This window comes from Streptomyces sp. NPDC104096 (genome assembly GCF_055584385.1).
Map to the genome: position 1 here is coordinate 19,946 of NZ_JBVJMD010000011.1, position 21,262 is coordinate 41,207.

General features: G+C 72.4%; 16 protein-coding genes. 9 read left to right on the forward strand and 7 right to left on the reverse strand.

What is annotated here, in order from left to right:
• Window positions 1–27: 27 nt before the first annotated feature.
• A complete protein-coding gene (locus ACZ60B_RS14445) occupies window positions 28–861 on the forward strand; it encodes an endonuclease/exonuclease/phosphatase family protein (protein WP_469387025.1) in 834 nt (277 codons plus the stop codon).
• Here ACZ60B_RS14445 and ACZ60B_RS14450 read toward each other — a convergent pair.
• The gene (locus ACZ60B_RS14450) at window positions 858–2,363 is read right to left on the reverse strand and encodes a CehA/McbA family metallohydrolase (RefSeq protein ID WP_469386698.1); all 1,506 of its coding nucleotides are present in this window, start codon (window positions 2,361–2,363) and stop codon (window positions 858–860) included. The two genes, ACZ60B_RS14445 and ACZ60B_RS14450, sit on opposite strands and share 4 nt — an antisense overlap.
• A gap of 315 nt (window positions 2,364–2,678) precedes the next feature.
• Between ACZ60B_RS14450 and ACZ60B_RS14455 the strand changes: the two genes are divergently transcribed.
• From ACZ60B_RS14455 to ACZ60B_RS14465, 3 genes are all read left to right on the forward strand, one after another.
• Complete coding sequence (locus tag ACZ60B_RS14455; protein ID WP_469386700.1) at window positions 2,679–5,273, forward strand: bifunctional FO biosynthesis protein CofGH; 2,595 nt, start codon at window positions 2,679–2,681, stop codon at window positions 5,271–5,273.
• Between the two features lie 133 nt (window positions 5,274–5,406).
• A complete protein-coding gene (locus ACZ60B_RS14460; RefSeq protein ID WP_469386702.1) occupies window positions 5,407–5,994 on the forward strand; it encodes a hypothetical protein in 588 nt (195 codons plus the stop codon).
• A gap of 156 nt (window positions 5,995–6,150) precedes the next feature.
• Window positions 6,151–7,269, forward strand: coding sequence for an ADP-ribosylglycohydrolase family protein (locus tag ACZ60B_RS14465; protein WP_469386704.1), 1,119 nt, complete (start codon window positions 6,151–6,153; stop codon window positions 7,267–7,269).
• 59 nt (window positions 7,270–7,328) lie between these two features.
• Here the strand turns inward: ACZ60B_RS14465 and ACZ60B_RS14470 are convergent, their stop codons facing one another.
• The gene (locus tag ACZ60B_RS14470) at window positions 7,329–8,909 is read right to left on the reverse strand and encodes a sodium:solute symporter family protein (RefSeq protein WP_469386706.1); all 1,581 of its coding nucleotides are present in this window, start codon (window positions 8,907–8,909) and stop codon (window positions 7,329–7,331) included.
• 218 nt (window positions 8,910–9,127) lie between these two features.
• Entirely contained in the window at window positions 9,128–9,928 is an 801-nt protein-coding gene (locus tag ACZ60B_RS14475; RefSeq protein WP_469386708.1) for an SDR family oxidoreductase, read from the reverse strand.
• A gap of 120 nt (window positions 9,929–10,048) precedes the next feature.
• On the opposite strand from ACZ60B_RS14475, the gene ACZ60B_RS14480 reads away from it, so the two are divergent.
• Window positions 10,049–10,894, forward strand: coding sequence for a hypothetical protein (locus ACZ60B_RS14480; protein WP_469386710.1), 846 nt, complete (start codon window positions 10,049–10,051; stop codon window positions 10,892–10,894).
• Window positions 10,895–10,932: 38 nt separating this feature from the next.
• Here ACZ60B_RS14480 and ACZ60B_RS14485 read toward each other — a convergent pair whose 3' ends face one another.
• Together ACZ60B_RS14485 and ACZ60B_RS14490 are read right to left on the reverse strand one after the other, a co-directional pair.
• Complete coding sequence (locus tag ACZ60B_RS14485; protein WP_469386713.1) at window positions 10,933–12,795, reverse strand: MFS transporter; 1,863 nt, start codon at window positions 12,793–12,795, stop codon at window positions 10,933–10,935.
• Window positions 12,796–12,986: 191 nt separating this feature from the next.
• Entirely contained in the window at window positions 12,987–15,560 is a 2,574-nt protein-coding gene (locus tag ACZ60B_RS14490; protein ID WP_469386715.1) for a D-alanyl-D-alanine carboxypeptidase, read from the reverse strand.
• A 238-nt stretch (window positions 15,561–15,798) separates the two neighbouring features.
• On the opposite strand from ACZ60B_RS14490, the gene ACZ60B_RS14495 reads away from it, so the two are divergent.
• From ACZ60B_RS14495 to ACZ60B_RS14505, 3 genes are all read left to right on the forward strand, one after another.
• Entirely contained in the window at window positions 15,799–16,557 is a 759-nt protein-coding gene (locus tag ACZ60B_RS14495; RefSeq protein ID WP_469386717.1) for a GOLPH3/VPS74 family protein, read from the forward strand.
• A gap of 231 nt (window positions 16,558–16,788) precedes the next feature.
• The gene (locus ACZ60B_RS14500; protein WP_162470114.1) at window positions 16,789–17,646 is read left to right on the forward strand and encodes a Scr1 family TA system antitoxin-like transcriptional regulator; all 858 of its coding nucleotides are present in this window, start codon (window positions 16,789–16,791) and stop codon (window positions 17,644–17,646) included.
• 219 nt (window positions 17,647–17,865) lie between these two features.
• Window positions 17,866–18,075, forward strand: coding sequence for a DUF397 domain-containing protein (locus ACZ60B_RS14505; protein ID WP_469386719.1), 210 nt, complete (start codon window positions 17,866–17,868; stop codon window positions 18,073–18,075).
• Window positions 18,076–18,193: 118 nt separating this feature from the next.
• Here ACZ60B_RS14505 and ACZ60B_RS14510 read toward each other — a convergent pair whose 3' ends face one another.
• The gene (locus ACZ60B_RS14510; RefSeq protein WP_469386721.1) at window positions 18,194–18,736 is read right to left on the reverse strand and encodes a glutathione peroxidase; all 543 of its coding nucleotides are present in this window, start codon (window positions 18,734–18,736) and stop codon (window positions 18,194–18,196) included.
• Window positions 18,737–18,948: 212 nt separating this feature from the next.
• Window positions 18,949–19,914, reverse strand: a complete 966-nt coding sequence (locus tag ACZ60B_RS14515; protein WP_469386732.1) for an ArsR family transcriptional regulator — start codon at window positions 19,912–19,914, stop codon at window positions 18,949–18,951.
• Window positions 19,915–20,013: 99 nt separating this feature from the next.
• On the opposite strand from ACZ60B_RS14515, the gene ACZ60B_RS14520 reads away from it, so the two are divergent.
• A complete protein-coding gene (locus ACZ60B_RS14520) occupies window positions 20,014–21,261 on the forward strand; it encodes an MFS transporter (protein ID WP_469386745.1) in 1,248 nt (415 codons plus the stop codon).
• The last annotated feature ends 1 nt before the right edge of the window (window position 21,262 follow it).

The following is a 21,262-nucleotide window of genomic DNA, read 5'->3' on the forward strand; positions in this document are numbered from 1 at the left end:
TCGCACGACGAGAGCTGGTGGCTGCGGATGCGGGTCGTGACCTGGAACCTCTGGTGGCGTTTCGGCCCCTGGCAGGAGCGGCAGAAGGCGATCCTGGCCGTGCTGAGAGAGCTGCGGCCCGATGTCGTCGGCCTCCAGGAGGTGTGGGAGTGCGGCGGTGAGAACCTCGCGCAGTGGCTGGCGGCCGACCTCGGGATGCACTGGGCCTGGGCCCCGTCCGACGCGTCGGAGCGCTGGCAGCGGCGGATAGGGGACCCGGCGGTCCAGGTCGGCAACGCCGTGCTCAGCCGCTGGCCGATCGTGACGCAGGAGGTGCTGCGGCTGCCGGCCCCCGACGACCTGTACGACGGACGGCTCGCCCTGCACACCCGGATCGCCACCCCCGCCCACGAGATGCCCTTCTTCACCGTCCATCTCACCTCGGCCATCCACGCCTCGGCGGTACGCGTCGACCAGGTCACCGCGCTCGCGGAGTTCGTCGCCGCGCACCGGGACGGCACCGACTTCCCGCCCGTCGTCACGGGCGACTTCAACGCCTGGCCGGACTCCGACGAGATCCGGCGGTTCGGGGGCTACAAGACCGCTCCCGCCGCCCCCGGACAGGTCTTCCTCGACGCCTGGGAGTACGCCGACCCGGCGGCCCCCTGGGCCACCTGGGACCCGGCCAACGGCTACGTCGGCCCCCAGAGCCCGCCCGCGCGCATCGACTACATCCACGTCGGGCCGCCCGGCCCCGGCGGCCTCGGCCATGTGAGGGCCGTACGGCGGGCCGGGGACGGGCCGGTCGACGGGATGTGGCCCTCGGACCACGCGGCGGTCGTCGCGGACCTGGCCCTGGAGGGGGAGGACCAGAAGGGCTAACGCCCCAGGAAGATCGGGTTGGTGAACGCCGCCAGCGCCCCCGGCAGCGGCCCCGCCGCCGCCTCGTGCCGCAGTTCCGCCCGTACGTAGGCCGCGTACGACGGGGTGGTGTGCCACTCGACCGTGCCCGAGCCGGACACCGGCAGCGGGTCGGCGGTGAACAGCACCCCCTGGTCGGTGACCAGGCGGACCGTGCAGCGCGGGGCGCCGGTCACCTCCAGCCGGACCGTGACCGGGGCGTCCCGGGGCACCGCCAGGCGCCCGCCGATGCCCGCGTGCTCACCGCGGGGCCCGGTCGCCGTGAAGGACAGCGAGAGCCGGTTCGACTCGGCCACGTAGGAGCGGCCCGCCCGGATGCCGTCCTGGATCGCCTCCCGGGTCAGGTCGTCGGCCAGCACCACCGTCTGCGGGGAGCCCACCACGTCCGGGTCCCGGTGGGCGTCGCTGTTGCCCATCGCCGGGATCCAGCCCCGGCCGCCCTCCCGCACCGACGCGACGAGCATGTTGTCCCAGTCGGCCAGCGTCACCTCGTCGTCCGGGGTGTACGGACCGTTCCACACCTCCACCGCGTCCGCGTCCCCGAAGCCGAACTTCCAGCCGCAGCCGACACAGGTGGCGTGCGGGTGGGCGGGGACGACCAGGCCCCCCGCGCCGCGGATCCGGCGGGCGAACCGGCCGAAGCGGTTGTCGCGGGCCCGGTAGCGCCAGTCGACGAAGGTGCCGGGGTCCGTGCCCAGCGCCAGGACGTGGCCGTTCCTCGTGGTGACCTCCTCGCCCAGCATGACCAGCAGGTCGTCGCCGGCCGCGTCCGCCCAGTGCGCGTGCGCCGAGTGGGTGTTGTGGTCGGAGGAGTTGATGAAGTCCAGGCCCGCCGCGCGCGCCAGCGCCGCGATCTCCGCCGGGGTGCGGCGGCCGTCGGAGTGCCAGGAGTGCAGATGGCAGTCGCCCCGGTACCAGGCCCGTCCCCGCCCCTTGGCCCGGGCGGGCGGGTGGACCGGCTCCGGCGTGACGCCCGGCTCCCCGTACGTCAGCGTGACGGTGATCTCGTAGTTCAGTCCCTGCGGCGCCACCGTGTAGGGGCCGAGGGCGATGTGCCAGGTGCCCTCGCGCACCGGCCCCGGGAGGTAGCCGGGCGTCGCGTCGTCCGCCCGGACGAAGAACTCCGAGCGCGCCCCGCCCGACCAGCCGCGAAAGCCCCGGCCGCCGAGCTCGGTGCCGCGCTCGTCGAAGACGCCGATGTCGAGGGCGTTGCCCGCGGTGCCGGCCGGGACGGACGGCTTGTCGTAGCTGTACGCGACCTTGAGCTCCCGTACCCCGGCGGGCACTTCGAGCGGGACGTACACGAAGTCCGGTGAGCCGGTGGGCAGCGTGCCGCGCACCGTCCTCGTCTCCTGGTCCCGGCCGTCCGCCGCGGCGAAGCTCACGCTTCCCAACGTAAGGGCGGCGGCCGCTCCCGTCACGAACAGGGCGCGTCTTGCGATTCCGGCGTGTTCCTCGCACATGCTGCGGCTCCCCAGGTGTCGTCGGTGACATGGCACGGGTGGTGCAGGGGGTGGTGCGGAGGTGGTGCGGGGTGGTGTCCGCCAGCTTGCTGCCCGGACGTGAACTCCCGTGCGAGGGAAGGGGAGCGCGGGATTTCGGAGAGGCACGGGCCGTGCGGGGAACCCCGGCCCGACGCGCACGCCGGACGGCCGCGGGCGCACGCGGTCCGTCCGGCCGGAAGCGCCGCCCGGGGCGACGCCGTGTCACCGTCCGCGGCGCGAAGGGTTTTGGACACGACTCGTCCGGCCTGATCAGCGCGATCGTATGCTCGAAGGATGACGACTCCCGCGACCTCCGGAACCGGCCCCACCGGCCCCACCGAGAACTCCATGCGTCGCGCCCTCAAACGTGCCCGGGACGGTGTCGCGCTCGACGCCGGCGAGGCGGCGGTGCTGCTCCAGGCGCGCGGCGAGGCCCTCGACGACCTCGCCGCGTCCGCCGCCCGGGTGCGGGACGCGGGCCTCGAAGCGGCCGGCCGCCCCGGCGTCATCACCTACTCCAAGAGCGTCTTCGTCCCCCTCACCCGGCTGTGCCGGGACAAGTGCCACTACTGCACCTTCGTCACCGTCCCCGGCAAACTGCGCCGCGCCGGACACGGGATGTTCATGTCGCCCGACGAGGTCCTCGACATCGCCCGCAAGGGCGCCGCGCTCGGCTGCAAGGAAGCCCTCATCACCCTCGGCGACAAGCCCGAGGACCGCTGGCCCGAGGCCCGCGAGTGGCTCGACGCGCACGGCTACGACGACACCGTCGCCTACGTCCGGGCGATCTCCATCCGCATCCTGGAGGAGACGGGCCTGCTCCCGCACCTCAACCCGGGCGTCGTGACGTGGACGGACTTCCAGCGCCTGAAGCCGGTCGCGCCCAGCATGGGCATGATGCTGGAGACCACCGCCACCCGGCTGTGGTCCGAGCCCGGCGGCCCGCACCACGGCTCCCCGGACAAGGAGCCGGCCGTCCGGCTGAGGGTCCTCGAGGACGCGGGCCGCTCCTCGGTCCCGTTCACGTCCGGCATCCTGATCGGGATCGGCGAGACCTACGAGGAGCGCGCCGACTCCCTGTTCGCGCTGCGCCGGACCGCCCGGTCCTACCACGGCGTCCAGGAACTGATCATCCAGAACTTCCGCGCCAAGCCGGACACGGCGATGCGCGGTATGCCGGACGCCGAACTGGACGAGCTCGTCGCCACGGTGGCCGTGGCCCGGCACATCATGGGCCCGTCCGCCTGCCTCCAGGCCCCGCCCAACCTCGTGGACTCGGAGTACGAGCGGCTCATCGGCGCCGGCATCGACGACTGGGGCGGGGTCTCCCCGCTCACCATCGACCACGTCAACCCCGAGCGCCCCTGGCCGCAGATCGAGGAACTCGCGGCGCGCTCCGCGGCGGCGGGCTTCGAACTGCGCGAACGCCTCTGCGTCTACCCGGAGTTCGTCCTTCGCGGCGAACCCTGGCTGGACCCGCGGCTGCTGCCGCACGTACGGGCGCTCGCGGACCCGGAGACCGGCCTGGCCCTGCCGGACGCGGTGGTCGAGGGCAGGCCGTGGCAGGAGCCGGAGGAGGCGTTCACCGCCACCGGCCGCACCGACCTGCACCGCACCATCGACACCGACGGCCGTACGTCCGACCGGCGCGACGACTTCGACGAGGTGTACGGCGACTGGGGCGCCCTGCGCGAGGCGGCCGCGCCCGGCATGGCGCCGGAGCGCATCGACACGGACGTCCGCGCGGCCCTGGCGACGGCGGCCGACGACCCGACGAAGCTGACCGACGACGAGGCGCTGGCCCTGCTGCACGCGGACGGCCCGGCGCTGGACGCGCTGTGCGCGGTCGCGGACGACGTCCGCAGATCCGCGGTCGGCGACGAGGTCACGTACATCGTCACCCGCAACATCAACTTCACCAACGTCTGCTACACCGGCTGCCGCTTCTGCGCCTTCGCCCAGCGCCGCACCGACGCGGACGCCTACACGCTCTCCCTGGACCAGGTCGCCGACCGCGCCCAGCAGGCGTGGGAGGTGGGCGCGGTGGAGGTCTGCATGCAGGGCGGCATCCATCCCGACCTGCCCGGCACGGCGTACTTCGACATCGCGAGGGCGGTCAAGGAACGCGTCCCCGGCATGCATGTGCACGCCTTCTCGCCCATGGAGGTCGTCAACGGCGCGACCCGGACCGGCCTGTCGATCCGCGAGTGGCTGACGGCGGCCAGGGAGGCGGGGCTCGACTCGATCCCCGGCACGGCGGCGGAGATCCTCGACGACGAGGTCCGCTGGGTCCTGACCAAGGGCAAGCTGCCGGCCGCGACCTGGATCGAGGTGGTGACCACGGCGCACGAGCTGGGCATCCGCTCGTCCTCGACGATGATGTACGGCCATGTGGACCAGCCCCGCCACTGGCTGGGCCATCTGCGCACGCTGGCCGGGATCCAGCAGCGGACCGGCGGTTTCACGGAGTTCGTGACGCTGCCGTTCATCCACACCAACGCGCCGGTCTACCTGGCGGGCATCGCGCGTCCCGGCCCCTCGACGCGGGACAACCGGGCGGTGACGGCGATGGCGCGGCTGCTGCTGCACCCGCACATCCCGAACATCCAGACGAGCTGGGTGAAGCTGGGCGCACAGGGCGCGGCGGAGATGCTCCGCTCCGGGGCGAACGACCTGGGCGGCACGCTGATGGAGGAGACGATCTCGCGGATGGCGGGCTCGTCGTACGGCTCCTACAAGTCGGTCAAGGACCTGGTCGCGGTGGCCGAGGCGGCCGGCCGGCCGGCGAAGCCGCGCACCACCCTGTACGGCGAGGTGCCGGAGGAGCGGCAGCGGGCGGCGCGGGCGTCGGACGGACATCTGCCGGAGCTGCTGCCGGTACTGGACTGAGCCGACGCGGGGGCGGGTGCCGGGCGGGCCGAGGGCGCCCGGCCGGCGCCCGGACCGAGGAACCGGGCCGCCGAGGGCTCGCAGTACGATGATCCGACCCCATGTTCGATGGGGCCTGGAGCGGAGGAGACGCGTGTCCGTGCCTGCCAGACGGCTTCCCTCGTCGGCCTGGGTCACCGGCCTGACGGTCGGGGCCATCGCCGTGGTCACCACCCTGGCGGTGCAGGCGGACGGGGGCGCGCGCCCCGTGGCCTCGGCCACCGGCCGGCCGGCCCCCACGGCGTCCGCCTCGGCTTCGGCCTCGGCGAGCCCCCGCCCCGCACCCGCCCCGACGAAGACCGCGGCGGTGCCCGACGGCTCGGGTGCCGGGCGCCGGATCGTCTACTCCCTCGGGCAGCACCGCGTCTGGCTGGTCGACGCGAGCGACGCCACGAGCCGCACCTTCACGGTCTGGCCGGGCACGGTGAGCCCGGCCGCGGGCAAGTACACGGTCTCGCTCCGCAAGGACGCCACCACCGGCTCCGACGGCGTCGCGATCGAGCACATCATGTACTTCGCCACCGCCTCCGGCGTGAACATCGCCTTCTCCAACGCGGTGAACGGCGCCTCGCCCCCGCCCGCCTCGGGCAGCGCCACCGGCGGCATCCGGATGCCCAAGGCCGACGGCACGGCGCTGTGGGCCTTCGGCTCGACCGGCACCAAGGTGACCGTCGTCGACTGACCGCCCGCTCCCCGGGTCTCCATTTCTGGCCGAAAACTGACCACAAGCGACCACTCGGGTTACTCGACGCATACCGATCCACTGCCTGAAGTGCTCGTTCCGGGTCCATTACAGTGCTGCCCTGTCGTACGACGGACGGTGCCACGGGAGGTCTTGGTGGGTGCGACGACCGGCGCTGTCTGGGGGCGCGCCGAGCAGCAGGACTTCCGCGGGCGGGTGCGCGGCACGCTGCTCGGCGTGGCGCTCGGGGACGCGCTGGGCGCGCCCGTCGACGGGCTCGGCATCGACGCGATCCGCGAGGCCCACGGGGCGGACGGCGTCGTCGATCCGGTGCCCGCGTACGGGCGGCGCGGTGCCGTCACCCATCTCACCCAGCTGACGCTGTTCACGGTGGACGGACTGATACGGGCGCAGGTGCGGCGCGACACGGGCGTCTGGCATCCGCCGACCGATCTGCACCGGGCGTATCTGCGCTGGGCCGCCACCCAGCGCGACTGGGGGCCCGACGAGCGCCGCAAGGACGACGGGTGGCTCGCCCGCGAGGAGTGGCTGTACGCGCGCCGGGACCCCACCCGTGCCCTGCTGCTCGGCCTCGCCGACGACAACATGGGCACGCTGGAGGCGCCGAAGAACCCCGGCGAGTCCGGACCGCAGGCGGCGGCCCGGTCGGCGCCCTTCGGACTGCTGGTGGGCTGGGAGCCGCTGCTGGTCGTGCAGCTCGCCGTGGAGTGCGCGGCACAGACCCACGGCCATCCCAACGCCTGTCTCGCGGCCGGCGCGTACGCGGTGATCGTGCACGGGCTCGCCCGGGGCGAGAGCCTCGAAGGGGCCGTGCAGTACGCGCTCGCGCTGCTCGCCTCCCGCCCCGGGAACCAGGCGGTCTCCGACGCGCTTCAGTACGCGCTGGCCGCGGCCCGGCCGGGGTCGCCGACGCCGGAGCGGGTGGCGGAGATGTCCGCGTCCGGCACGGCGGAGGGCCTGCTGGCCGCCGCCGTCTACTGTGCGCTGACCGGCGAGGACGTGCGGCACGGACTGCGTCTCGCCGTGAACCACGGAGGTCCGTCCGCCCCCACCGGCGCCATGGCCGGCGGGCTGCTGGGCGCGCTGTACGGCGAGACGGCCCTGCCCCCGGCCTGGCTGGCCGAGCTGGAGGGCCGTCCCACGATCCTGGAACTCGCCGACGACTTCGCGATGGAGATGACCCAGGGGGCCGCGCTGCACAGTCCTGCGGGGGCGTCCCCGGGATGGCTGGCGCGCTACCCGCGAGGGACCTGAGCCCCGTCCCGCCGCCCAGGGGGCCGGCCCTGCGGCCGACCGCCCCCGGGCCGCCGGGCTCACCGCCCGACGTCGTCCTTCACCGCCGCGCCGGCACCCCCGGCCGCCGGAGCCGGCACGGCCGCCGTGGCCGCCGCGCCGTCGCCGTCGGAGTTGATCCGCTCGATGACGGCCAGCCGCTCCGGGGTGTCCTCGGGCCTGAGGAAGCCGATCAGGACGTAGAGGACCAGGGAGACCGCCAGCGGCACCGACACCTGGTACTGCAACGGCACCCCGCCGTCGACGTTCCAGTTGATCGGGTAGTTGACCAGCCAGAAGGTCAGCAGTCCCATCGCCCAGCTGGTGAGCGCGGCCGTCGGTCCCGACCGGCGGAAGGGCCGGAGCAGGCCGAGCATCATCGGGATCGCGATCGGCCCCATCAGACCGGCCACCCACTTGATGACGACGGTGATGATGTCCTTGAACGTCGGCGAGTTGACCTGGGTCGCCACCGACATCGACAGGGCGAGGAAGACGACCGTGGTGATCCGGGCCGCGACCAGCCCCGACCGCGCGTTCCAGCCCCGGGCCCGCGCCGACAGGACGGGAGCCACGTCCCGGGTGAACACCGCGGCGATCGCGTTGGCGTCGGAGGAGCACATGGCCATGGTGTGCGAGAAGAAGCCGACGACGACCAGGCCCAGCAGACCGTGCGGCAGCAGCTGTTCGGTCATCAGGCCGTAGGAGTCGGAGCCGTCCGGCTTCTGGGCGTGCACCAGCAGCGGTGACATCCACATGGGGAAGAACAGGACGACCGGCCACACCAGCCACAGCGCGGCGGACAGCCGGGCCGAGCGCTCGGCCTCGCGCGGTCCGGCCGTGGCCATGTAGCGCTGGGCCTGGTTGAGCATCCCGCCGTTGTACTCGAAGAGCTTGATGAACAGGAAGGCGAGCAGGAACACCGTGCCGTACGGGCCGGCCAGCCCGTCGCCGTGACCGTGCAGCGCGGGCTCGTCCCACGCGTCGAAGAACCCGATCCCCTTGTCGTCGAGCTTCAGCACCACCGCGACGAACATCGAGAGGCCCGCCAGCAACTGGATGACGAACTGGCCGAGTTCGGTCAGCGCGTCGGCCCACAGCCCGCCGATGGTGCAGTACACGGCGGTGATGCCGCCGGTGATCAGGATGCCCTGGTTCAGCGAGACCCCGGTGAACACGGACAGCAGGGTCGCGATCGCGGCCCACTTCGCGCCGACGTCCACGATCTTCAGCAGCATGCCGGACCAGGCCAGCGCCTGCTGGGTGGGCAGGTTGTAGCGGTTCTTCAGGTACTCCAGCGGCGAGGCCACGTGCAACCGGGAGCGCAGCCGGTTGATCCGCGGCGCGAACAGCTTCGACCCGATGGCGATGCCGAGCGCGATGGGGAAGGACCAGGTCACGAAAGACGTCACGCCGTAGGTGTAGGCGATGCCCGCGTACCCGGTGAACATCACCGCGCTGTAGCCCGACATGTGGTGCGAGATGCCGGACAGCCACCACGGCATCTTCCCGCCGGCGGTGAAGAAGTCGCTGACGTCGTCCACGCGCTTGTGCGACCAGATGCCGATCGCGACCATCACGCCGAAGTACCCGATGAGCACGGCCCAGTCGAGACTGTTCATGAGCCCCCCTTCCAGGGTCCGCCTTGTGAACTCCGCTCAGCTGGTGGGCACTTCGCCTGAGCGGGGAGTGGACTCCTCAGGCCGCGAAGTGCCCGCTCATCGTGGGTGGTTGTCCGTGAGCACGACAAGCGAGCGGTAGGTCAAGAGCAGGCAAAATAGTTCTGCTAGCTGACCTTGGTTCACCTATATGAACAGTCTGTGAGGGGTGCGGAAAGGGCTCAGCGCATCAGCTCCCCGGCGTTGACCAGCAGCGACTGTCCCGTGATCGCCCGCGCCCGGTCGGACGCCAGGAACACCGCCGCGTCCGCCACGTCCCCGTCCGTCGCCAGCTCCGGCAGCGCCGTCCGCTCGGTCAGCCGGGACAGCACCTCCCCCTCCGGCACCCCCTCGGTGTGCGCGGTGAACTGCACGTACGCCTGGACCGGCGGCCCCCACATCCAGCCCGGCAGCACGGTGTTGACCCGGATCCGGTACGGCCCCAGCTCCCGCGCCAGCGAGTACATCGCGCTCGTCAGCGCCCCCTTCGACGCCGCGTACGCCGCCTGCCGCACCTGCGAGGGGGCGGCCACCGCCGACTGGGTCCCGATGAACACCACCGACCCGCCGCCCCTGCCCGTCCCGCCCGCCTTCAGTCCCGGCAGGCACGCCCGCGTCATCCGCAGCGAGCCCAGCAGGTTCACGTCGAGCACCGACCGCCAGGTCGTGAAGTCCGCGTCCTCCAGACCGCCGAAATAGGAGTCCCAGGCCGCCACGTGCACCACGGCGTCGATCCTCCCGAACCGCTCCGAGGCCAGCCCCGCCAGCGCCGCGCACTGCCCCTCGTCGGTGATGTCGGTCGCCCGGTACGCGGTGTGCGCGCCGTCCGGGTCGATCTCGGCGGCGCTCTTGGCGAGGTTCGCCTCCGTCCGCGCCCCCAGCACGGCGTTCCCGCCGTCCCGCACCACCGCGGCCGCCACCTGATGACCGAGCCCGGCCCCGACCCCCGAGACGACGACGGTCTTGCCGTCCAGCAGTGACATCGCGTACCTCCCGGGTATGGCGCATTGTCTGACGGAGCGTCAGAGTATGGGCGTCCGGGAGCGGACGGAAGAGGCCGGAACGGACCGGAAGAAGCCGGAAGGGCGAGGAAGGGGATCGGCATGAGCGAGGAGACCCGCCGTGACGTGGACGCGTACGCCGAACTGGCCGCCACCGGCCCCTACGGCGTCCGCCCCGGCCACGCCCTGATCACCATGGTCGAGCCGCACCCGGGCCACGAGTACGCCTACAACCGCTGGTACGAGGACGACCACTACTACGCCGGCGCGATGGCCATGCCCTGGATGTACGCGGGCCGCCGCTGGGTCGCCACCAGGGACCTGCAACTCCTGCGCTATCCGGAGAAGTCGGCGATCGCCCAGCCGGTGACCGCGGGCTGCTACCTCTCGACGTACTGGATCACCGAGGGCCGCTACGACGAGCACATGAAGTGGACCGTCGCGATCAACAAGCGGCTCAACCGGGACGCCCGCGTCTACCACGACCGCACCCATGTCCTCACCGCGTTCCAGGACCACGCGACGACCGTCTACCGCGACGGCGCGGCCGGACCGAGGGACCAGCACGCCCTCGACCACCCCTACCCGGGCCTGGTGCTGGAGGTCGTCGACGCGGAGTCCGCCGCCGGGCGCGCCGAACTCCTCGACTGGCTCCGCTCCCGCCACCTGCCCCGGCGGGTCGCGGGCTCCCCGGCCGCCCTGGTGACCGTCTTCCGCCCGACACCCCTGCCCGGCGACCGCATGACCTACGTACGGCAGGTCGAGGGCGTCGACACGCGGCTGACCCTGCTGTGGTTCCTGGAGACGGACCCGCGGGAGTGCTGGGAGAAGCACTTCACCGGACTCGACACGGCCCTCGCCGAGTCGGGCCTGGGCCGGGTGGAGCTGGTGGCCCCGTTCGTCCCCACGGTGCCGGGCACCGACCGGTACGTCGACCGGCTGCGCTGAGCGGCCAGGACTCCCTTGCGCTCAGGCGCCGGGAACGGTCACTTCCACTCGTCCGGGCAGGGCGTCCCGCGCGGCACCGTGTACGGCGCCGCCAGCCGGTAGGTCCCCGCCTTCGGCGCCAGCAGCACCGTCCACCGGTCGCCCTCGGCGTCCTCCTCGGTCTCCAGCAGACAGCCGTTGACGTTGCGGTACGACTTGGGCTCGCCCTCGGCCCGGTGCTTGGACGCCTTGGTCTCCTGCGGCGGCTCCAGCTTCTTGCCGTCGGCGTCGACGATGCTCAGCCACGGCGAGTACGGGATCCGGACGGTGATGCGGCCCGGCTTGCTCACCTCCATGGTCAGCTCGCCCTGCTCGGCCCGGTCCACGACCGCGTTCGGCTCGGCGAGCGACGCCGGGTCGGTCACCTGGAACAGCTGCCAGTTGTCGTCGCCCCACACCTGCCTCAGATACGGCAGCCCGCGCCGCAGCAACTGCCGCTCACGCTGCCCGCCGTCCCCGTCGGGCTCGTCCTTGGGCAGCACGACGTAGTGCACGGCCCACCGCTGGAGCCACTCGTGATAGTTGGCGGAGTTGAGCGTGTCGTCGTAGAAGACGGGGTTGCGCTCCATGTCGGCCTGGCGGTTCCAGCCGCGGGCCAGGTTGACGTACGGGGCGAGGGCGGAGGCCTCGCGGTGCGAGCGGGCCGGCACGACCTCCACGCGGCCCTTCTCGGCACCGGCCACCTGGAGCTGGTTGACCAGCGGCGCCAGCTCGCGCGCCCAGGACGCGGCCGGGGTGGTGTGGATGATGTCGTCGACCGTCTTGAAGCCGATCCAGCCGGTGAAGGAGGCGAGGGCCAGCATGAGCGCGTACCACTTGCGTGAGCGCCGGACCGTGAAGGGCAGCGCGGCCACCAGGACGACCCCCGCGAACAGCATCGCCAGCCGGGTGATGTTGGAGCCGATCTGCGAGCTGATCAGCCACACCAGCAGCACCGAGAGCCCGTACACCGCGGCCGTGATCCGGACGGTCTTCCACTCGGTCGGTACGACGGCGTAGGCGACCCCCGAGCACAGCAGCGGCAGGATCACCGACCCGAACGACATCGGCTGGGTGCCGGAGAACGGGAACAGCCAGGCCGACACCGCGACCACGGCGGTCGGGCCGAGGCCCAGCGCCCAGGCGCCGGGGCGCCGCTTCTGGAGGAACAGCGCGGCCGCCACCAGTCCCACGAACAGGCCCGCGACCGGCGACGACATGGTGGCCAGCGCCGCGAGCGGGGCCGCGCAGCAGGCCTTCGCCCACCGTTTGTGGCGCCAGCGGTACGGCCAGCAGAAGACACTGGCGACCGCGGCCAGCGCGAACATCGTGCCGAGCCCGAAGGTCACCCGGCCCGATATGGCGTTGCACAGGAAGGCGAGGACACCGGCCAGCGAGGCCCACAGGGGGTTGCGGACCGACCGGCTGCGCAGCAGGACCAGCGTCAGCAGTCCGGCCGACGCTGTCCCGGCGATCATCATCGTCGTCCGGACGCCGAGCACCGACATCAGATACGGCGACACCACGCTGTAGGACACCGCGTGCATACCGCCGTACCAGGCGAGGTTGTACGCCGAGTCCGGGTGCCGGCCGACGAACTCGGCCCACGCGTCCTGCGCCGCCAGGTCCCCGCCACTGTTCGCGAACGTGAAGAACCAGACGACGTGCAGGATCCCGGCCAGGGCGGTGACGTACAGGACGGGGTGCTGGAGCAGGCGCTGCCGCAGCAGGACGAAGGCCGTCCGCGCCCGGCCGTCGCCGTCGCTCCCGGAGCCGGACCTACCGGACTCGCGCAGAGGTATTCGCGGGTCGGTGTCCGAGCCCGGGGCGTCGTCCGCTCCCGGACCGGTGTCGTCGGCGCGTGTCGGCTCCGCTGTGGCCACCTGAAGGCACTCCCCGTGTCCTGTCTTCCGTTCCCGTCCGCTGGCCGTTCTCCCCGGCTTCACGGCGGCGTTTCCACGACAGGCGACCTGTCCTGTTTCGCGACGCTAGCACGCACCCCGCCGACGGGCTCCCGGGTGGGGCCGTGCGACGGGGTGCGCGGGCGTGCGGGCGGCCTTCCGGCCGGGCGGGATCAGCCGAGACGTGTCACCTTGTCCATGAAGCCCGGCTCGGCCAGGTCCGTCTGGAGGGCCACGGGAACCTGCACCCCGACCGAGTCGCCGGAGCCGTCGCCGACGGTGAGCGAACCGACCTCGGTGCCGGCCTTCGCGGAGTGCGGCACGTCACCGGAGTCGAAGGTCAGCTTCACCTTCAGTCCGGCCCAGCCGACCGCCGAGACGTCCTTGGTGACGACGACCGGGGTGTGGTTGCCGAGCTGGTCGTCGACGTACCCGACGACATCGCCCTTCTTCAGGATCTTCGCCGACGTCATCGCCTTCTGCGCGGCGAGCAGCGCGGTCTTGCTGACCGCGTTGACCGTGTCGATGATCGGCGCCTTGTGCTGGCCGAGGACCGCGCCGACCAGGGTGACGGTCTCCCCGCCGACCTCCTCGGTGGCGGCGAAGAGCAGGTTGCCACCGGCCGCGCTGGTGGAGCCGGTCTTGATGCCGAGGGCGTTGTCGTAGGGGACGAGCGTGTTGTAGTTGCGGTGCTTCTGGCCCGACGGGTCGGTCCAGCTCGGCAGCTTGGTGATGTCCATCAGGGCCTGGATCTTCACCAGCTCGTGGCCCAGCTTCACCTGGTCCTGCGCGGTGGAGACGGTGGTCTCCTTCAGGCCGGAGGCGTCGGTGTACGTGGTGTTCGTCATCCCGAGCTGCTTGGCGGTGTCGTTCATCTTCTTGATGAACTCCGTCTCGCTGCCCGCGTCCCAGCGGGCCAGCAGCCGCGCGATGTTGTTCGCCGACGGGATCATGACAGCCGAAAGAGCCTGCTTCTGGGAGAGCTTGTCGCCTTCCTTGACGGTGTTGAGCGTGGACTCGCCGTCCTTGTCGTAACCGCCCTCCTTCTCGGCGGTGGCGTCGACGGGGATGCTCGCGCCCTCCTCGCCGGGCTTCATCGGGTGGTCCTTGAGCACGACGTACGCCGTCATCGCCTTGGCGACCGAGCCGATGGCGACCGGCGTCTGCTTGCCGAAGTCGTCCATCGAGCCGATGCCGTTGACGTCCATCCAGCCCTGGCCCTCGCTCGGCCACGGCAGGTCGACCTGGTCGCCGTCGAAGCTGTACGAGTCCTCGGCGGTGAGCGTCAGGGACGCGGCCGGCAGCGGACGTACGGCCTGCACGATCGCAAACACGATCACCAGCAGGATGACCAGCGGGGTCCAGATCTTCACCCGGCGGAAGGTCGTCCGCAGGGCCGTCTCCGGCGGCGGCGGAGTGTTCGTCAGCTCGGCCAGCAGATCCAGCGGCGGCTTCGGCGGCAGCGGCTGCTGCGTGGTCCGCTCCGGTCCGACCTGCGGCACGACGCTGGTCACGTCCGCGGGCCTGGGCCTACGGGTCTCCGTGTCGTCCAGCGGCTTGAGCGCGACGAACCTGCTCGTGCGCTCGGGGTCGGCCGCGGGGGCCTTCTCGGGGGCCTTGGCCGCGGGCTTCTCGGCCGCCTTCTCCGGGGCAGCCTCCGGGGCCGCCTTCTCCGGGGCCTTCGCGGCCGGCTTCTCGGGAGCCTTCGCGGCCGGCTCCTCCGGGTCCGTGCCCGGCTCGGGGCGCTTGGTGGCGCCGCCCAGCTTCAGCATGGTCGTGGGCTGGTCGACGGCGGGCCGGGCGGGGCGCGCGGCCTTGAAGACGGCGGTGGGCTGGTCGACGAAGCGCCCGGCGGCGGGCTCGGCCTCGGTGTCGGTGTCCGGCTCGGCGTCCGGGGTCTGCCCGTCGGAGTCCCCGTCGGTGGGGTCGTCGGTCCCGTCGGTGTCGGCGTCCTGCGCGGCTTCCCCGGCCGCGCCGTCGGCGCCGGAGTCCTCGGAGCCCTCGGCGGCGTCCCGAGGGGCGTCCTCGGGGCTCCCGGCGCCCTCGTCGGCGCCTTCCGCGTCCTCGGCGTCCGCGGTCGCGTCCGGATCCGCGTCGGTCCCGGTGGCGGCCGTCCGGTCGGCGGAGCCGACCCAGGCGGCCACGGCGGCCCGCAGGCGCGCGTCGCCCTTCGAGGCGGCACCGTCCCCGGCGTCCGCGTCCTCGGCGTCCACGACCGCGTCCGCGGCCTCTCCGGCCGCGCGACCGGCCGACTCGTCGTCAGCCGCGCCGTCGGCCGTCCCGGCCGTCTCCGCGTCCGCGTCCTCGTCGTCCTCCGCGTCCTCGTCCAGGTCGCCGTCCGAGTCGTCCGTGCCGTCCGAGTCGTCGTCAGCGGCGTCGTCCGCGTCGGAAGAGGCGCCGTCGGCCGCCGCGTCGTCGTCGGCGCTCCCGGCGGTCTCCTCGGCCGTGTCGCTCTCGGCAGCCGTGTCCTCGGTCACTTCGGCGGCCGTGTCCTCGGCGGCCGTGTCCTCGGTCACCTCGTCGGCGGGTCCCGCCGCGCCCGCCTCCTCGGCGTCGACGGCCGACTTCCGTACGGAGAAGACCTTCGTCGCGGTGTCGACCCCACCGCGGGGCGACGAATCCCGCGCCACCGCGAGCCGGGGGTCGCGCACCGCGCCCCGGGCCTCGGGAACCGCGCCCGCGCTCCCCGACGTCGGATCTGCCGACGACTCGCGCTGCTTCGACCTGTCGGGGGACTCGCCCGCCACCGATGCCTCCTCCATAAGCCGCGCGCACGTCGCGCGTCTACCGAACCGTGTGAACCGCCGTCCGTGACAGCGCTCGACGCGCTGCCGGAACCATGTACCAGTGTCCTGTGTGAGGGCTCGGCTCCTGCGGTAGACGAGAACGACATACCTGCCGGTTCCCTCACGAACCGGTCACGCACTCTCGACAGACCAATGTGAGAGGGGTCACCCTGTCATTCATCCACGCGGGGAGGCATGGATGGGCAGGAGCCGCAGAACAATTCCGGAGGAGCTTCTGCTGCTGGCACTGGACCCGACCACGGGTACCACTGCACAGCCGCAGTCGCTCGACCTCGGCCTGGCCGGAGCACAGCTAGTGGAGCTGGCGCTGGCCGGACGGATAGCCCCAGACGGGGATCGTATCGCCGTGGTGGTACCACGGCCGACTGGAGATCCAACTTTGGACTGTGCGTTGGAGCTGCTGCGCAGGCGCGGCGCTCCCGTGCGGGCGGTCAACTGGATTGGCGGGCCACGGCTGGGGCTCCGCCAGACCTACCTCTCGCATCTGGAGCGGTGCGGCATGGTGCATGCCGTGGCCGGTCAGATGTGCGGGGTGCTGCCGACGACTCGCTACCAGGCGACGGACACCGACATCAGCCGGGAGATCAGGGCCCGGCTGGACTCCGCGATCCGCACCGGCGTGCCGCCGGACCCGCGGACCGCGGCGCTCGCCGCGCTGGCGCACGCGGTCGGCCTCGGCAAGCACCTGTATCCGGGCAACGAGGGACGTTCGTCCCGCTCCCGGCTGCGGGACCTGATCAGGCACGACCCCATGGGCGGTCTCGTGGCGCACGCCGTGATGGACGTCCAGAACGGCGTGGGAGCGCAGCCGCGCCGCAACGGCCCTGCCCCGGCCGGCCGCCAGGCCGGAGCGGGAGCCAGGTCCGCGCCGGAACCCGCTCGTGGTGTTCCGTCGCAACCGCGTCATGGTTCGATGGCGCGCGCCGTGGCCCACTGAGCCGCAGTCCCACGGCACTTCAGACCCGTTCGGGAGCCGCTGATGAAGCGGGGTGGCACGACCTCTCGGTCGCACCACCCCGCTTCATCGCATCCGGAACCGAGCGCAACTGGCCCTTACCTGCCGCATATCCACCGTTTGCCAGCGGTAAGAAGCATCTTGGTGGCAATCTGCTCAACAGCAGATACGCAAAGTGGCAAGTAGAGGTATGCAGCCGGAGGTGCACGTCCCGTGGTGTCCAACGTCAATCCCACCGTCAGGCGACGCCGGTTGGGCCAGGAGCTTCGCCGGCTGCGGGAGCTCAAGGGCATGACGGCCGAGGAGGTGGCCGAGCGGCTGCTGGTGTCGCAGTCGAAGATCAGTCGGCTGGAGAACGGCCGGCGCAGCATCAGCCAGCGCGACGTCCGCGACCTGTGCGGGGTCTACGAGGTGGAGGACCACCGGATCGTGGACTCGCTGATGCAGATGGCCAAGGACTCGCGCCAGCAGGGCTGGTGGCACTCGTTCGGGGACATCCCGTACAGCGTCTACATCGGTCTGGAGACGGACGCGGCGAGCCTGCGCGTGTACGACCCGCAGGTGGTCCCGGGGCTGCTCCAGACCCGGCAGTACGCCGAGTCGCTGATCGCGGGCGCGCTGCCCGAGACGGCGGCCGCGGACATCGAGAAGCGGGTGCAGGTGCGGCTGCGCCGACAGGAACGAATCTCCACCCCCGACAACCCGCTGCGGCTGTGGACGGTCCTGGACGAGGCGGCGCTGAAGCGGGTGGTCGGCAACAAGTCCGTGATGCGCGACCAGTTGGAGCACCTGGTCGAGCAGTCCCAGCACCCGCACGTCACCGTGCAGGTGATCCCCTTCGACATGGGTGCGCACCCGGGCCTGAACGGCCAGTACGCGATCCTGGAGTTCCCCGACGCGGCGGACTCCAGCGTGGTCTACATCGAGGGCGTCACCAGCGACCTCTACCTGGAGAAGGCGAACGACGTCCAGAAGTACAGCGTGATGTACGAGCACCTGCGGGCGCAGGCCCTGAACGTCGAACAGTCGCGCCAGTTCATCGCGGACATTGCGAAGGAGTACGCGCGCTGAGCAGAAAGTGGCGCACGGTACACCTTCCACCGTCTGGGATGGAAGACCCCAATGGAATATGCCATCCAGTCGAGTGAATAGTCGCTTCGCAAGCCGATGTTGGCGAGTAGCGTCGATCACGCCATCAAGCAACAAGGTTGGCGCAAACCGCGCTGTGGGTCCGGAGTCGGACGTGTCGTGCGGTGACAGCAACTCAACAACTGGCAATCCGGAGCAGAAATGGCAATTCGTCAGGGCGTCACGGACACGTGGACCAAGTCCTCCTACTCCACGGGGAACGGCGCATGCGTCGAGGTCAAGTCACCGGTCGTCGCGGCCATGTCCGTACGTGACTCCAAGGTCCTCGAGGGTCCCGTGCTGGCGTTTCCCGCACAGTCGTGGAACGCCTTCGTCACCGAGGTCGGCAAGGGAGTTCTCGGCCTCGGCTGACGCGGGACGCCGCTCAAAATTTCATAAGCACCAACGGAGCCCTCTCGACCAGCTCGCCGTCCTAGCCGAGAGGGCTCGGCTTATTCCCGTCCCGCCCCGTCCCGTACCGGGGCGGGAGTCAGCCGGCGAGCTGGGCCTCCACCGCCGCGACGACCTCGGCGGCCTCCGGCTCGGTCTGCGGCGAGAACCGGGCGGCGACCCGGCCGTCCCGCCCGATCAGGAACTTCTCGAAGTTCCAGCGGATGTCCCCGGTGTGGCCATCGGCGTCGGCGAAGCCGACCAGGCCCGCGTACAGCGGGTGCCGGGCCTCCCCGTTCACCTCGACCTTCTCGGTCAGCGGGAAGGTCACGCCGTACGTGGCCGAGCAGAACTCGGCGATCTCCTCGGCGGAGCCGGGCTCCTGCCCGAGGAACTGGTTGCAGGGCACGCCCAGCACGGTGAAGCCCTGCTCCGCGTAGCGCGCGTGCAGTCGCTCCAGGCCGGTGTACTGCGGGGTGAGCCCGCACTTGGAGGCGACGTTCACCACGAGCACCGCCTGGCCGGCGTACTGCGCGAGGTTCGCCGGACCACCCTGGAGGGCGTCGATGTCGACGTCGTGGAAGGCCACGGGGGATGCGGAGGATTCGGGGGTTTCGGGGGAGTCGTGAGAGTCAGCAGTCATGACTGCGATGCTAACCAGCGTGGAGCGGGTGTTCGAGGAAGGCCTTCCGGACGCCGCCGCCGTCCGGGCCGCCCCGACCGGGCCACCCCGTCCGAGCCGCCCGCATCCGGGCCACCCCGTCCGAGCCGCCCGCATCCGGGCCACCCCGTCCGAGCCGCCCGCATCCGGGCCGCCCCCGACCGGATCACTCCATCCGCGCGATTCCATTCCCGTCACCCCGTCCGGGCCGCCTCCAGCAGGGCCTCGCCGGCCGCCGTCCGTGAGTACAGCACCGACCGCCCGGACCGCCGCCGTCGGACCAGTCCGGCGTCCAGCAGCACCCGCAGATGCCGTCCGACCGACCCGAGCCCCTGCCCGGTCACGGCGACGAGCTGGGTGGTGCTCATCGGATCGCCGAGCAGCACCAGCACCCCCGCCCGCCCGGCGCCCAGCAGCGCGCCCAGGCTCGCGGGCACGGGCGGGCGGCCGGGGCCGTCGGCGAGGACGCCCGCGCACGGGTAGACCACCGCGTACCGGGCCGCCTCCCACGCCACCCAGCCGGCCTGCGGGGTGACCGGGACGAACACCAGTTCCGCCCCGGCGATCGCCCGCGGCGGATACTCGTGCAGGTTGACCTGGAGCCGGCTCTCGCCGAGCCAGCGCGTCCCGGGCCGCAGCCCGTCCAGCACGGCCGCCCAGCCGCCCTGGCTGACCTGCGCGGTCCGCGCCACGACATCGGCCTCCAGGACCCGTCTGCGCCGAGCCCAGTAGGGCCGTACGGACCCCTCCCAGACCTGTTCCAGCAGCCGCGCCCCCCGTTCGGGCAGATCGTCCCGCTCCAGCGCGGCGGGCAGCGGGCCCGCGAGGGAGAGCCGCAGGTGCGCGCGGGCGGCGACGGACGGAACCGCCCGCACCCGGGCGACCCCCGCCTCGAAGGTCTCCCCGTCCCGCGGGGTCGGCGTGAGGAAGTCGGCGATCCAGTCGCGCCCGATCCCGGCCCGCACCAGCAGCGCGGTGACCGGGTCGGCCGCGAGCAGTTCCCGGTACGCGGGCAGGTGCGCCCGCAGCCAGGCCCGCTCACCGGGATGCCGGCCCGTGCCCGCGTGCAGCAGCTTCAGACTCGCGAAGGTCTCGGCGAGCGGGGAGAGGACGAACCGGCTGCGCGCGAGGGTGTCGGCGTCGACCTGCCACCAGCCCACGGCCCCCCGCCACCCCCCCCTGGTCCCGGCGCGCAGCCCACCTTTCGCACCCGCGCGAAACAGTACCGGCCGCGTCCGGCCCCGACCCAGACTCCGTCCATGACCACAGACGGCGGCTATCGAGCCCTCTTCCGCACCCCGGAGTTCACCCCGCTCTTCCTCGCCTCCGCCGCGGGCATCGCGGCCCAGACGGTGGGCGGCCTGGCGCTGGGCACCCTGGTGTACCGGGCGACGGGCTCCCCGCTGCTGTCGGCCGTGAGCATGTTCGGCCCCACCCTCGCCCAGGTGCTCGGCGCCACCCTGCTGCTCTCCGGCGCCGACCGGCTGCCCCCGCGCACCACGCTGGCGGGCATCGCCCTGGCCTTCGCCGTGGCGACGGCGCTGCTGGCCGTGCCCGGCCTGCCGATGTGGGCCGTCCTCGCCGTCCTCCTCGCCGAGGGGCTGATCGCCTCGCTCGGCGGCGGGGTCCGCTGGGGACTGCTGAACGAGATCCTTCCCCAGGGCGGCTATCTGCCGGGGCGTTCGGTGTTCAACATGATGGTCGGGATCACCCAGATCGCCGGCTACGGCGCGGGCGGCCTCCTGATCGCCGCCCTCTCCCCGCGCCCCGCGCTCCTCCTCGCGGCGGCGCTGTTCGCCGCGTCCGCCGCGGGCCTGCGCCTGGGGCTGACCCACCGCCCGCCCCGCGGCACCGGCCGTCCCTCCGTCGCCGCGACCTGGCACACCAACGCCCTGCTGTGGTCCTCCCGACCCCGTCGCCTGCTCTACCTCGGCCTGTGGCTCCCCAACGGCCTGGTCGTGGGCTGCGAGTCCCTGTTCGTGTCCTACGCCCCGGACGCGGCGGGACCGCTGTTCGCCTGCGCGGCGCTGGGCATGCTGGCGGGCGACGCGACGGCCGGCCGGCTCCTGCCGCCCGCCGTCCGCCCCCGTCTGATCACCCCGCTGCTGCTCCTGCTGGCCACGCCGTACGTGCTCTTCGTCCTGCGCCCGGGCCTGCCCGTGGCGGCGGCGCTGGTGGCCGTCGCCTCCGTGGGCTTCGGCGCGAGCCTGCTCCAGCAGGAGCGGATGATGACCCTCGTCCCGGACGAACTGAGCGGACACGCGCTGGGGTTGCATTCCGCCGGAATGCTCACCCTCCAGGGCCTGAGCGCCACCCTGGCGGGCACGGTCGCCCAACTCACCTCACCGGCAACGGCGATGACCGTGCTGGCGACGGCGTCCATCGCGGTGACCGTGACCCTGGCCCTGGCGTCCAGGACCTCCCCGACGGCCCCGGCGGATGCGGAGCGTCACCTTCGCAGCGGGGGCGCGAAAAGGGCCGGGGCTCGTCGACAATGGTCCGGGTGAA